Here is a 12743-nt window from a genome sequence, read left to right on the forward strand (position 1 = left end):
GTTTTGCGTATAATCGGCCCGCCGCAATGACTTATATGAGCGCATTCATGAAAATACTCCTCATCGAAGATGATGTCGAAACAGCCAATTACATCAAAAAGGGGCTGCTGCAGGAGGGGTATACGGTCGATTGGGTAGCTGACGGACGCGATGGTGTTGTTCAGGGCGCATCTGAAAACTACAATCTGATAATTACCGACAGGATGCTGCCGGCACTGGACGGGCTTTCAATCGTGAAATCCCTGAGAAGCGCCAAAATCGATATCCCGATCCTTATACTGACGGCGGTGGGCGGAATTGATGACCGTGTCCAAGGCCTCGATGCCGGGGCGGACGACTATCTTGTCAAACCTTTCTCCTTCGCCGAGCTTTCGGCCCGTTGCGCAGCGCTGCTCCGCCGTCCGCCGCTGCAATCGGAAGTCACTCAACTGGTCGTTCGCGATCTCAGAATGGATCTGATCCGCCGGGTGGTCACGAGGGGCAGCGACGCCATCATCCTGCAACCGCGAGAATTCCAGCTTCTTGAGTATCTGATGCGGAACGCCAGTCGCGTCGTGACAAAAACCATGCTGCTGGAATCCGTCTGGGACTTTCATTTTGACCCCAAAACAAATGTGGTGGAAACCCATATCAGCCGCCTTCGCAGCAAGATCGATGGTCCGTATGAGACGAAACTTCTCCATACAATCCGCGGAACCGGTTATGTATTGAGCGATGATTAAATCCAGTCTCCTCAATTCATCTGCAATCCGGTTGACGCTGAGTCTTTGCGGCGTCTTCTTTCTGTCCGTAATTCTCATGTTCGGTATCGCCCTTTACGAAACGGAGGAAGATCTCGGCAAAGGGCTTCGGGGCAGCGTCCTCGAAATGCAAGCGACCCTGGTGGATGTTTACCGGCGCCAGGGATTTGCGGGTCTAAAAGAGCAGGTAAACATTTTGTCTGTCGGCGCAAAGGGAGGCAGAACCCTTCTATATCTGACGGATTCCACAAAAAATCCCGTCGCGGGAAATGTCTCCCGGATGGAAACTTTCGTTGGATGGCGTGATGTTGCCGCGCCAGATATAATGCTGATTGATCCTCCCCGGCATCCGCCGGACGCTTTTGTGTCTTATGGCACTGAATTCAGCGAAGGCGATTTGATAATCGGACGAAGCAAATCCGAAATCAAGGAGATGAGGTTTGGTATACTGGAATCACTCTTGGGCGGATTTGTCGTATCCCTGGCCCTGACCTTCGCCACAGCAATCGTACTTGCCCGCAAAAATAACCGGCGTCTTTTCTTGATTGAAAAAACCCTTGCCCGGACGGCGGCTGGCAACTTTTCGGACAGGATCGCAAGTGCGCCGGGAAGACATGACGATCTCGCCCGGGTCGCGGCAAGTATCAACGCGATGCTCGACCGTCTCGAGACAACTGTCGAGAGCCTTCGTCAGGTTTCCGTTGATATTGCTCACGAGCTAAAGACCCCGGTTCAACGGCTTCGCCAGAAACTCGAAATCCTCTCTCAGAACAAGTCTTTGGACGGCAGCGCACAAGATTCCGTCGATCTGATTATCGATGAAACGAATGGCATCATCGACATTTTTCAGGCAATGCTCCGGATCAGCCAGATAGAGGGTGGCGGCCGGAAAAGCCAGTTCAAAAAAGTTGATTTATTGCTGATTTGCCAAAAGATCGTCGACATTTTTATGCCGGTGGCCGAAGACAAAAACCAGCGCCTTGAGCTACAATTTGATAAAGACTGCGATTTCTCGCTCGTGGGTGATGCGGATCTGCTGACGCAGATGATCACCAATCTGGTTGAGAACGCGATCCACCATTGCGACGAGGGAATTGTCATCAACATCACTCTTTCCGGGCGCGATGACCACCGGGCGCTCGAAATATCGGATAACGGACCCGGTATCCCGGCGAACGAGCGTCCCCGTGTCATGGAGCGGCTCTATCGCCTTGAAAAAAGCCGGACGACCCCTGGCAGCGGTCTTGGCCTCAGTCTCGTCAAGGCGATTGCAGATCTGCATGAATTCAAGATTTCCCTTGAAAGCAATGAACCTGGGCTTCGCGTAATCGTGCAAATTCCCTGAATAAAGACGAGATATACGAAACCGTATAAATCCGGAATGGCGGAGGAAAGGAGAGCGTCGCTATTTTCTGACTTTTCCTAGTCTATGTCAGAGATTGAAATGGCTTTGCAGTATTTTGCGAGACGGCTCGCACCGAGTTTTGTCGTCTTCATCCTCGTTCAGTTTGTCATCAGGTTGATATTCACGGTCTGGACCTTCCAAAACCTCGGTTTTGCAAATATCGTCAAATCATATGCGACCGGCATCGTTTTCGATCTTGCGACCTATTCGCTCTTCATCTTGCCCTATATTGCCTATCTGCTCGTGCTTCCGACACGGTGGCTCAACACGCGTTTAGACCGGATCGCGACGCATATCTGTTTTGTTATCTTCGCCGGCATGGTTATTTTTGACATCGCGTCGGAATATGCCTTCTGGCAGGAATTTGCCGTCCGCTTCAATTTTATCGCAGTCGATTATCTCGTCTACGCGCGAGAGGTCCTTGGGAACATCTGGGAATCCTACCCTATCGTTCCTCTGACCCTCGGCATCCTGACCCTGGTTGGTATTGCATATTATTTCTTTAAGGACACATTACTGCCGACGCAGGTTCCGAACATAACGTTACAGTCCAAGGCGTCGGTGTTGGTCGGGTTTCTCTGTCTGGCTTTCGGCGGCTTCTATGCCGTCTCTCTCGATTTCAAAAATGTAACCGATAACAACTATGCCAATGAAATTGCCGCGAATGGCATTTACAGTCTTTTCTCCGCTTTTCGAAATAACGAACTCGCCTACAAGAAATTTTATATCACCTATGAGGACATAACCCATTCCGACCTTCCTGCTACCCCTCCGCGGCTGGTCAGGGCGGCGCGCCCCGAAATGCGGAAAAATGTGATTTTCATCGTCATGGAATCGATGAGCGCGGCATATATGAACCGGTATAGATCGAATGCGGATTTTACGCCCAATCTCGACGCACTCGCCGTGCAGTCCCTGAATTTCAGCAACATGTATGCGACCGGCACCCGCACCGTCCGCGGCCTCGAAGCCCTGACGCTTTCCATTCCCTCCTCTCCGGGCCGGTCGATCGTCAAGCGTCCGGGGAATGAAAACCTGTTCTCTTTGGGAGAGGTTTTTCACGACCGCAATTACCACAACAAGTTCATTTATGGCGGCTACGGCTATTTCGACAACATGAACTATTTCTTCGAGAATAACGGCTTTGACGTGGTCGACCGGGTCGATATGTCAGATGACGAAATCACCTTCTCCAACGTCTGGGGTGTCGCTGATGAGAATCTGTTTGCCAAAGTAATCACGGAAGCGAGAGCCGACAGTCAAACGGGTAATCCCTTTATGTATATGGTCATGACGACGTCCAATCACCGCCCCTATACATTCCCTGAAAATAATGCCGGTATTCCGACGGAAGGCGGCGGCCGTATCGCGGGGGTGCGATACGCGGATTACGCCATCGGAAAGTTCTTCGAATCTGCGAAGAGGGAGCCGTGGTTCGAGAACACGGTTTTTGTCATCGTCGCCGATCACACCGCAGGGGCGGCGGGCAAAAGCTCGCTGCCTCCCGGACGCTATCATATCCCGGCGATGATCTATGCCCCCGGCATGATCGCCCCGCGAGAGGTCGAGAAAGTCGCCAGTCAGATCGATCTGCCGGTAACCCTTCTCTCGCTGCTCGGTTTTTCCTACAAGAGTGAATTCTATGGTCAGGACATTCTGGACGAAGCCTTCGCTGAGCGGGCCTTTATCGCGACCCATCAGAAACTCGGTATCCTTGCCGACGATAAGGTTACTTTCGTCGAGCCGGTCAAGAAATACGGGATCGAGACGGCGAGCGGGGACGTTATGGCCGCCTCCGAGGTCGAACCGAAGTCATTGACCGACGTTGTTTTAAGTTATGAAAGCGCCTCGCAATGGAAACGCAATCACAAGAAACTCGCGACGACCTTGATTGGGGCCGTCACCTCGTCGTTACAACAATAGCGATCCTCGTAATCCCTTACCTCGTCCGGGTGAGCGGGCTTGATTATTATCTTGCCCATTCCTTTTATGACGGAAACGGTTGGCTAGTGGATGCGCGGGAGCCTGCCCTTCGGTTCATATTCTACATTCTGCCGAAATGGCTGCTGGCCGGCTTTGCGGGAAGTATGGTCATGCTTTTCGCACTGTCATTTTTCATGAAAAGCCTGCGGCAATTCCGCTCGCGCCGACAGTTCTTTGTAATCCTTTGCGCAGCCTTCGTTCCGTTGATCGTCGGCGTGGGAAAGAAGCTCACCAATATCCACTGCCCCTATCAGCTTGCGGAATTTGGCGGATTTTTCACGGACGGTCCGATTTTCGACTTCAGCGGCGCGAAAAGCGGCGCCTGTTTTCCCGCGGGCCATGCCTCGGGCGGCTTTGCGCTCTTGTTGCTTGTCCCTCTCGCCGCGCCAGGAAAACAACGTGTCGCTGCCCTTATATTTGCACTCGCAACCAGCTGGATCATGGGCGGCTTCCAGATGTTGAACGGGCGGCATTTCCTCTCCCACACAATCGTCACCATGCTCCTTGCCTGGATCATCGTCGTGATCGCCCACTATCTCACAATCGGACAAACGAGCGAAAATTCATGGTTCCCGCAAGCAAAAAAGGTTTAGCGCGACTGATTGCTGCCTTCGAAAATTCGATTTCGGGTTTTCGCACGGCTTTTAGAAGTGAAGAAGCCATCCGGCAGGAGGTGTTCGGTATTTTGATCTTGGTACCGCTCGCCATATTCTCAGGTAAATCCGCGGTGGAACTTGCCCTCCTCCTTTCTGGCTTGTTCGCCGTCTTGATAACCGAATTGCTCAACACTGCGATTGAATGCGCCATTGACCGGATTTCGGCGGATTATCACGATCTCTCCAAGGCCAGCAAAGACGTCGCCAGCGCCGCCGTTCTGCTCTCCCTTGTTTATTGCCTGACTGTCTGGGCGCTTATTTTCTTATTGTGAGTTCCTGCTGCTAAATCGGAAAATGTATGGGGCCATCCCGAACCGTGATCCATTGCGGATCTGTGAATTCCGTAAGCGGTCCGTCCTTTGCGAAATGGGCATCTTAGACAAGGGGAACCGTCAGGCCGACCTTGGTGCGGTTCATAACGACCGAAGTGCGGAAACGCTTCACATTGGCGTCCGCAAAGAACAATCGGCGAGTGAGATTTTCGAAGTCCTGGATATCTTTGGCAAGGGCAATCAGAGCGAAGTCCGCCTCCCCCGTGATATAGTAGCACTGCTGGATATAGGGTTCCGCTTTGACTTTCCGCCTGAAGGCGTCAACCTGATCAATGCGCTCCCGTTCTAATTCAACAAGAATCAGGAAGGTCATCAAATAACCGACAGAGTCTGGTGAGATAAGAGCGGTCTCTTTCGTAATAACTCCGGTTTTTTTTAAATATTTAATGCGACGTTGTATGGTAGCAACTGAAATGCCAGTTTCAAAAGCCATGGTTTCAAGTTTTTCTCTGGCATTTTCCTGCAATAACCGCAATATCGTTAAATCATTTGGCGTTAATTCAGTCATTTTTCTTTCCACAATCGAAAAATATTGCTCGCGGCCCCGCTCAATCCGGGTGTTTATCGAGGAGCTTGAGCTCATTTCCTAGGAATTTGCGTCAACAATACACGTTACGCACGAGAAAAGCATCTCTAAAATTCCAATTTTTCACCAATCATATGTTAAATCCCATGTAAAAATGATAAAATCACGTCAACTATGAATGAAATTTGATAAATTATATCAATTTTCGGTCGTTTTTGATCGAACTATTAAATTCCAGCATATAAGCTATTGTAATTGGAGATATTATTCTCTGATTTTTACGGTGTGACACTATGAAAACTTTTCAAAACCGAATTTCTTCTCGATTATCTATATTTCTACTTTCTAAAATTTGTTTTTAGATTTCTGTTCAACGAATATCAGAGAATTAGAAAGTTTTTCAACGGGATGGAGCAATGCAGGCTAGTCGAGACATGAAGAAATGAACCCGATCATTGAATTTAAAAATGTATCGAAATCATATGGAGAACTGCAGGTTCTCAGAAATCTCGACATGCATGTCGAGGCGGGCGAAAAGCTGGCCCTGATTGGTCCGAGCGGGTCGGGTAAAACGACCATCTTGCGGATATTGATGACCTTGGAAACGATCAACAGCGGCCATGTCATGGTTGAGGGGGACTACCTCTGGCATCAGAAGGTCAATAGTGAACTCGTCCCGGCGAGCGAGAAGCATCTTCGCAAGATGCGGGAAAATGTCGGAATGGTCTTCCAGCAATTCAATCTCTTTCCCCACCTCACTGCTATCGCCAATATCGAGCAACCGCAGATACTGGTGAAGGGCGTCGACAAATCGGACGCCACCAACAAAGCCCAGGAACTTCTCAAGCTTGTCGGGCTGGAAGAAAAACAAAACCATTATCCGCACCAGCTTTCCGGCGGGCAGCAGCAACGGGTCGCGATTGCCCGTGCGCTCGCCATGGATCCCAAAATCATGCTGTTTGATGAGGTTACCTCTGCGCTCGATCCGGAATTGGTCGAGGAGGTTCTCAATGTCTTGAGAGTGCTCGCCGAAACCTCTGACACCACCATGCTGACGGTCACTCACGAGATGAATTTTGCCCGGGATTTTGCCGATCGGGTCTTGTTCTTTGAGAAAGGACAGATTGTGGAGTCTGGCCCGCCAGAAGAAATCTTTCGGAATCCGAAAGAGGAGCGTACCCGTAACTTCCTGAAGCAGATTATCGGAGAGATTTCCTGAACAGGAGTGAAATCCCCAAAAAGAAACGGAAAATCAAATTTCACAGAGACTTTAGTCAAGAGAGAAAGGGATGTGTGTCATGTTAAAGACTGTTCGAAAATTAGTAGAGGCGGCCGCGATCGGCGCTGTCGCCCTGACGGCGTTCGCCGCCGTCGGGTCCGCTGGAACGCTCGATGATTTGCGCAAGCAAGGTTATGCAACGGTCGCGGTGGCGAACGAACCGCCATACAGCGACATCAAGGGCGACGGCTATGTGACCGGAGCGGCACCGGATGTCGCCCGGGCAGTCATGGCCAAGCTGGGTGTCCCGGAGCTCAAAGCCAGCGTCGTTGCTTATGGTTCGATGATCCCGGCCTTGCTTGCCCGGCGGGTCGATATGGCAACTTCGGGTCTCTATATCAAACCCAAGCGCTGCGAATCCATTATCTACTCCCAGCCTGACCTCTGTGGCGCAGAAGCCTTCGCGGTGGCGGCCGGTAATCCGCACAAGGTTCTGACCTATGAAGATATTGCCGCCAACCCGGAACTGACGATGACAACCTGCGCCGGTTGCGCGGAAGAGGCCTATGCGCTTGAGCGCGGCGTCAAGAAAGAACAGATCAAGGTATTCACCGACCCGCCGAGTGGTATCAAAATGCTGCAGCAGGGTCGCGTTGATGTTTTTGCCCTCTCCGGACTGGGCACCGCAGATTTGCTTAAGAAAACCAACGATCCAAATATTGAACTGGTCATGCCTGTGAAAGGCGTTCCGATGGGATGCGCAGGAGCCGCGTTCAATCCGGAGGATAAAGAATTCCGCGATGCCTATGACGCGGCGCTCGCCGAGCTCAAGGAAAGCGGCGAATTCGCCAAGATCATCGAGCCCTATGGCTTCTCTGCCGAGGCGACTCTTGCGGTAAAACGTGACGACTTCTGCCCAGGCAACTGATCGCCGATCTGTCCTGTTATTGTACCAGATGAATGCTGCTCTCGCCTCGGGGGCAGCATTCAGAAAGTGGCCAAATGGATCAAGTCCTCGAATATAGCCCGATCCTCATTCAAGGTACGATCACGACCATAGAGCTGACCGTCGCCAGCGCGATTGTGGCCCTGATCATCTCCTTCGTTGTCGGATTGTCGCGCTTCTCCAGATTTGCGGCCGTCCGCATCGCCGCCATCATCTATCTTGAGTTCTTTCGGGGAACCTCTGCCATCGTGCAGATGTTTTTCATGTTTTATGTCTTGCCGCTTCTCGGGGTTCACTTATCTCCGCTCCTCGCCGGGATTATTGCCTGCGGCTTCAACCTTGGCAGCTACGGCTCGGAAGTTGTGCGCGGCGCGGTGCAGTCCGTTCCCCGTGCCCAGCATGAAGCGGCCGTCGCGCTCAACTATACGACTTACCAGAAGTACCGCTATGTATTGTTGCCGCAGGCAATCCCGGTGATGATCCCGACTTTCGGCAATCTTCTAATTGAGCTACTAAAGCTGACCGCCGTTGCCTCACTCATCACTATTTCGGATCTGACCTTCATGGCGCAGATTATCCGGGTGCAAACCGCCCTGACTCTGGAACCATTCCTCATCATCATGGTCATCTATTTCATTATCGCGTCCTGCCTCGTCGGGATTGTCGATTTCATTGCGAAGAAAATAAACAAGGGCCGCAACATAACCGTCAGGAAGGGGATCTAAGCCATGGAATGGAACTGGCAGGTTGTCCATGACGTATTACCGCAAATGCTGCAGGGCCTGGTTATCACGATTGAAGCCACCTTTATCGGCGCCCTTCTCGCCTACGTCCTTGGTCTCGCGCTTGCCATACTCAGGATGTCGAAATCACGGGTAATTTCCCTCAGCATCTACTGGACTTCGGAATTTATCCGGCGCACCCCGCTGCTGGTGCAGCTTTATTTTCTCTTCTATGTCCTGCCGGACCTTGGCGTTTTCCTCTCACCGCTGGCCGCGGGCATCCTCGGGCTCGGTTTACATTTCAGCACCTACACCTCCGAAGTATTCCGTGCCGGGATCGAGAATGTGCCGCAGGGCCAATGGGAAGCGTCAAAATCCCTGAATTACTCCCGCTATCAGACCATGCGCTATGTTATTTTGCCGCAGGCCATTCCGCCAATGATCCCGCCGCTCGCCAACTATCTGATCACCATGTTCAAAGAAACACCGCTTCTCTCGGCGATTACCGTGGTCGAGCTTTTCAACGCCGCAAATATCTATAGCAACAGCCATTATAAATATCTCGAGCCCATGACCCTGGTTGGTGTCTTCTTCCTGATCGTCTCGGTTCCGTCGGCTTATTTTGCCATGTGGCTGGAGAAAAAATATCAGCGACGGAGTTCCCGAATGCCGTGATGACGTCCCACACTTTTCATCACATCCTCGACTTCATCGGGAGCGTGAAAATCAAATGCTCAAGACCGGTCAAATGCAAGAGGAACCTGATAAATTTAATCATTCATCGACGGGATATGACCGGTCGGCAGTCAAAAAATTTTCTAGTTTATAAAGGCTATGAGTTTAAAAAAATCCCCCAATACGACCGCCGGCTCCCGCCTTTTTCGGACCGCGCCGGATCGCCCCATGACGCTACTACAGCAATGTCCTGTATATGCGCCAACGCCCCTCCTCGGTCATGCCGACCTTGCCCGGCATTTCGGCCTTGAATCCCTTTTCATCAAGGACGAATCCCACCGCATGCGACTGGGAAGCTTTAAAGCGCTCGGCGGAGCATTTGCGGTCGCGCAGATGATCTCCGATGCCGCCGGAACGACCGATCTTGATAGTGATGCGGCACGAAAGCTGGTGAGCCGTATGACTTTTATTACCGCAAGTGCGGGCAATCACGGATTGTCAGTTGCGGCCGGTGCGCGGATTTTCGGCGCCAAGGCGGCCATCTATCTCGCCGCTGCCGTTCCGGAGGGCTTCGCTAACCGTATTCGGGCTCTTGATGCTCAAGTTGTCCGGATTTCCGGGTCATATGAAGATAGCGTCTCCGCCGCAATCAAGGCGGCAGATGAAAATGACTGGTTACTCCTCGCCGATGGTTCCTGGGACGGCTATACGGAGCGCCCGGCACTGGTGATGGAAGGCTATACGGTGCTTGCCGAAGAATGCCGCATGGAATTTACCAAGAAAGATATCTGGCCCACCCATGTTCTTGTTCAGGCCGGTGTCGGCGGTCTCGCCGCGGCGGTTTCGGGGCATATTCGGGACTATTGGCCGAAGCAGCCTGAAATCCTGATCATCGAACCTGAGGCCGCGCCTTGCCTGATGATGAGCGTTAAGAACGGGCGGCTGACGCGGGTTGAGGGGCCAGAATCCAATATGGGTCGTCTTGATTGCAAAGATGCGTCCCTGATCGCCTTTCAATCGCTGCGAACGGATGCCGACGGATTTCTCCAGGTTTCCGATGCGGCGGCCAACTCGGCGGTCAGCTTACTCGCAAATTATGACATTCGAACCACGCCGAGCGGCGCCGCGCCCATCGCCGCCTTGGAGCCTCTCTCGCTACCGCCGGGCAGCCGCTGCCTCATCTTCGTAACCGAGGGATTGGAGGCCGGGTAATCTCATGGGACGGCCACTCACATCTTCTCATTGGGGAATTTATCGGGTCGAGCTGGAAAATGGACAGCCAGTTAAACTCACCCCGTTCGAAGATGATCCCGCCCCCTCTCCTATTCGCAGCGCCATCCTCGATACCCGGACAGGGCCGTGCCGGATCGCTCAGCCGATGGTGCGGCGGAGCTATCTGGAAAAAAGCGTTAATGCAGATCGCGCCCTGCGCGGCCAGGAGGCCTTTGTTCCCGTCAGTTGGGAAACCGCGCTTGATCTCGTGGCCAGTGAATTGGGCAGGATACGGGACGATTTCGGTCACGAGGCGATCTATGCCGGGTCTTACGGCTGGGCGAGTGCAGGGCGATTTCATCACGCACAGAGTCAGCTCCGCCGGTTCATGAATCTGTTTGGCGGTTGCACGACCGCGCGCGATTCATACAGCTACGCGGCGGCGGAAGTTATCCTGCCGCATATAGTCGGGCCGATGGCAAAATTGATCGAAACCCATACTTCCTGGCGGTCGATTGCGGAGGCGGGCGGACTGGTCATCGCGTTTGGCGGCATGGCGTTACGTAATTCGCAAATGAATGCGGGCGGCGTCGGTCGACACAGCCAGAGTGAAGGGATGCGCGCCGCGAAAGCGGCAGGCATCAAATTTATAAACATTGGTCCGTGCAATTCCGATGTCGAGGACGAGCTGAACGCTGATTGGATCGCGATCCGTCCCAACACGGATGTCGCCCTGATGCTCGCCCTCGCCCATACAGTGGTGAGCGAGGACCGCCATGACCGGGAGTTCCTTGCTCAATATTGCCAGGGATTTGAAAAATTCCTGCCCTACCTGATGGGCGAGACAGACGGTCAACCGAAATCGGCCGAATGGGCGGCGCATATTTGCGGGATCAAGGCAACCGAGATAATTCAGCTTTCGCGAGCGATGGTGGAAAATCCAACCTTCCTCAATGGGAGCTGGTCCCTCACCCGGCAGGAAAACGGGGAGCAGCCGATCTGGATGCTGGTGGTGCTTGCCTGTCTTCTCGGCGGGATCGGCAAACCCGGCACCGGATTCGGACTGGGGCTTGGCGCGGTAAACGGTGTCGGGAGTGATCGGGGATACCTACCATGGGCGGCGCTTCCTACGGGGAAAAATCCCGCCAACCGATTTATTCCAGTCTCGCGTATCTCCGATATGCTCATCAATCCCGGCGCCTCTTTCCGCTACGATGGCAAGATATACACATACCCGGATATACGCCTTGTTTATTGGGTCGGCGGCAACCCTTTTCATCACCATCAGGATATAAACCGGTTGCGCCGGGCCTGGCAAAACGTCGAAACCGTAGTGGTGCATGAGCCTTTCTGGACGGCAACCGCACGCCATGCCGATATCGTGCTGCCGACCACTGTGGCATTGGAACGGAATGACCTGGCCGCAAGTACCCGGGATGACTATCTTATTGCCATGCAGAAGGTAGCAGAGCCCTTTGGTGAGGCGCGGAACGACCATGATATTTTCGCGGAAATCGCATTTCATTTAAGCAGGAAGGGCTTGGGCAGAAAAAGTTTACCGTCGGAGTTTACCGGTGAACTCGATGAAAAAGGCTGGCTCAAAAAGCTCTATGAAGAGAGTCGGGAGCGAGGGAAACACTACGGACATATATTGCCGGAATTCGAAGACTTTCTGGAGCTTGGCACCCTGCGTCTCGGTCCTCCCAGAAAGCCACGCGTCATGCTTGAAAAGTTTCGCGCGGACCCCTTGGATGCGCCACTTTCGACCCCTTCGGGCCGAATCGAGATATTCAGCGCCAAAATCGAAAGTTTCAATCTGCCGGGCCATCCTGTCTGGCGGGCACCAACTGAATGGCTCGGTGGATCGCTTGCCGGGAAATATCCGCTTCACCTGATAACCCATCAACCTGATCGCCGACTGCATAGCCAGCTCGATCAGAGCACCCATAGCCGCGCCGGAAAAATCCACGCGCGGGAACCATGTCGTCTCAATCCCAACGACGCAAAGAGCCGTAACATACAGAATAAAGACCTGGTGCGGCTTTACAACAAGCGCGGGGCCTGCATCAGCGCTGCCCTTATTGATGAGAATGTCCGCCCGGGTGTTGTCATGATGGCGACGGGCGCCTGGTACGATCCAGACTGGGAAAACGATCCTGATCTGTGCAAGCATGGCAATCCGAATGTTTTGACGCGGGATCACCCCACATCTGAAATCGCGGCCGGCCCCTCCGCCCTGAGCTGCCTTGTAGAAATTGCGTTACTTGCCGACGAAGCGCCTCGGGTAACAGCGCATGAACCGCCGCCACTTGCGTAAATGCGAAAAG

Annotated in this window: 12 protein-coding genes; 11 read left to right on the plus strand and 1 reads right to left on the minus strand. The window is 53.0% G+C overall.

Translation table 11 applies throughout. From position 1 onward, the window contains the following. Positions 1 to 47: 47 nt before the first annotated feature. The 5 genes from GQF03_RS12635 to GQF03_RS12655 all read left to right on the plus strand — a co-directional run bounded on the left by GQF03_RS12635 (position 48) and on the right by GQF03_RS12655 (position 5056). The gene (locus GQF03_RS12635) at positions 48 to 722 is read left to right on the plus strand and encodes a winged helix-turn-helix domain-containing protein (RefSeq protein WP_161339642.1); all 675 of its coding nucleotides are present in this window, start codon (positions 48 to 50) and stop codon (positions 720 to 722) included. Then, on the plus strand, positions 715 to 2085 hold the full coding sequence (locus tag GQF03_RS12640) for a sensor histidine kinase (protein ID WP_161339643.1): 1371 nt from the start codon (positions 715 to 717) through the stop codon (positions 2083 to 2085). The genes GQF03_RS12635 and GQF03_RS12640 overlap by 8 nt, the downstream gene beginning before the upstream one ends. A 99-nt stretch (positions 2086 to 2184) precedes the next feature. Next, positions 2185 to 4068, plus strand: a complete 1884-nt coding sequence (locus GQF03_RS12645; protein WP_161339644.1) for an LTA synthase family protein — start codon at positions 2185 to 2187, stop codon at positions 4066 to 4068. After that, on the plus strand, positions 3999 to 4721 hold the full coding sequence (locus GQF03_RS12650) for a phosphatase PAP2 family protein (protein WP_161339645.1): 723 nt from the start codon (positions 3999 to 4001) through the stop codon (positions 4719 to 4721). Before GQF03_RS12645 ends, GQF03_RS12650 begins: the two co-directional genes overlap by 70 nt. Further along, the gene (locus tag GQF03_RS12655; RefSeq protein ID WP_161339646.1) at positions 4694 to 5056 is read left to right on the plus strand and encodes a diacylglycerol kinase; all 363 of its coding nucleotides are present in this window, start codon (positions 4694 to 4696) and stop codon (positions 5054 to 5056) included. The genes GQF03_RS12650 and GQF03_RS12655 overlap by 28 nt, the downstream gene beginning before the upstream one ends. 103 nt (positions 5057 to 5159) lie before the next feature. Here GQF03_RS12655 and GQF03_RS12660 read toward each other — a convergent pair whose 3' ends face one another. Further along, on the minus strand, positions 5160 to 5624 hold the full coding sequence (locus GQF03_RS12660) for an Lrp/AsnC family transcriptional regulator (protein WP_161339647.1): 465 nt from the start codon (positions 5622 to 5624) through the stop codon (positions 5160 to 5162). Positions 5625 to 6084: 460 nt separating this feature from the next. Here GQF03_RS12660 and ehuA point away from each other — a divergent pair, with 460 nt between their 5' ends. The 6 genes from ehuA to GQF03_RS12690 all read left to right on the plus strand — a co-directional run bounded on the left by ehuA (position 6085) and on the right by GQF03_RS12690 (position 12733). Then, positions 6085 to 6861: an ectoine/hydroxyectoine ABC transporter ATP-binding protein EhuA gene (gene ehuA / locus GQF03_RS12665; protein ID WP_161339648.1), complete on the plus strand. Its 777-nt coding sequence runs from the start codon at positions 6085 to 6087 to the stop codon at positions 6859 to 6861. 79 nt (positions 6862 to 6940) lie between these two features. Next, the gene (ehuB, locus tag GQF03_RS12670) at positions 6941 to 7789 is read left to right on the plus strand and encodes an ectoine/hydroxyectoine ABC transporter substrate-binding protein EhuB (RefSeq protein WP_161339649.1); all 849 of its coding nucleotides are present in this window, start codon (positions 6941 to 6943) and stop codon (positions 7787 to 7789) included. Between the two features lie 74 nt (positions 7790 to 7863). Then, positions 7864 to 8532, plus strand: coding sequence for an ectoine/hydroxyectoine ABC transporter permease subunit EhuC (gene ehuC / locus GQF03_RS12675; protein ID WP_161339650.1), 669 nt, complete (start codon positions 7864 to 7866; stop codon positions 8530 to 8532). A 3-nt stretch (positions 8533 to 8535) separates the two neighbouring features. After that, the gene (ehuD, locus tag GQF03_RS12680) at positions 8536 to 9204 is read left to right on the plus strand and encodes an ectoine/hydroxyectoine ABC transporter permease subunit EhuD (RefSeq protein ID WP_161339651.1); all 669 of its coding nucleotides are present in this window, start codon (positions 8536 to 8538) and stop codon (positions 9202 to 9204) included. A 228-nt stretch (positions 9205 to 9432) separates the two neighbouring features. Further along, entirely contained in the window at positions 9433 to 10416 is a 984-nt protein-coding gene (locus GQF03_RS12685) for a diaminopropionate ammonia-lyase (protein WP_206376402.1), read from the plus strand. Positions 10417 to 10420: 4 nt separating this feature from the next. Continuing rightward, the gene (locus GQF03_RS12690; protein WP_161339653.1) at positions 10421 to 12733 is read left to right on the plus strand and encodes a molybdopterin guanine dinucleotide-containing S/N-oxide reductase; all 2313 of its coding nucleotides are present in this window, start codon (positions 10421 to 10423) and stop codon (positions 12731 to 12733) included. Positions 12734 to 12743: the final 10 nt, after the last annotated feature.

The organism is Sneathiella chungangensis (assembly GCF_009882935.1).
Classification (GTDB): domain Bacteria; phylum Pseudomonadota; class Alphaproteobacteria; order Sneathiellales; family Sneathiellaceae; genus Sneathiella; species Sneathiella chungangensis.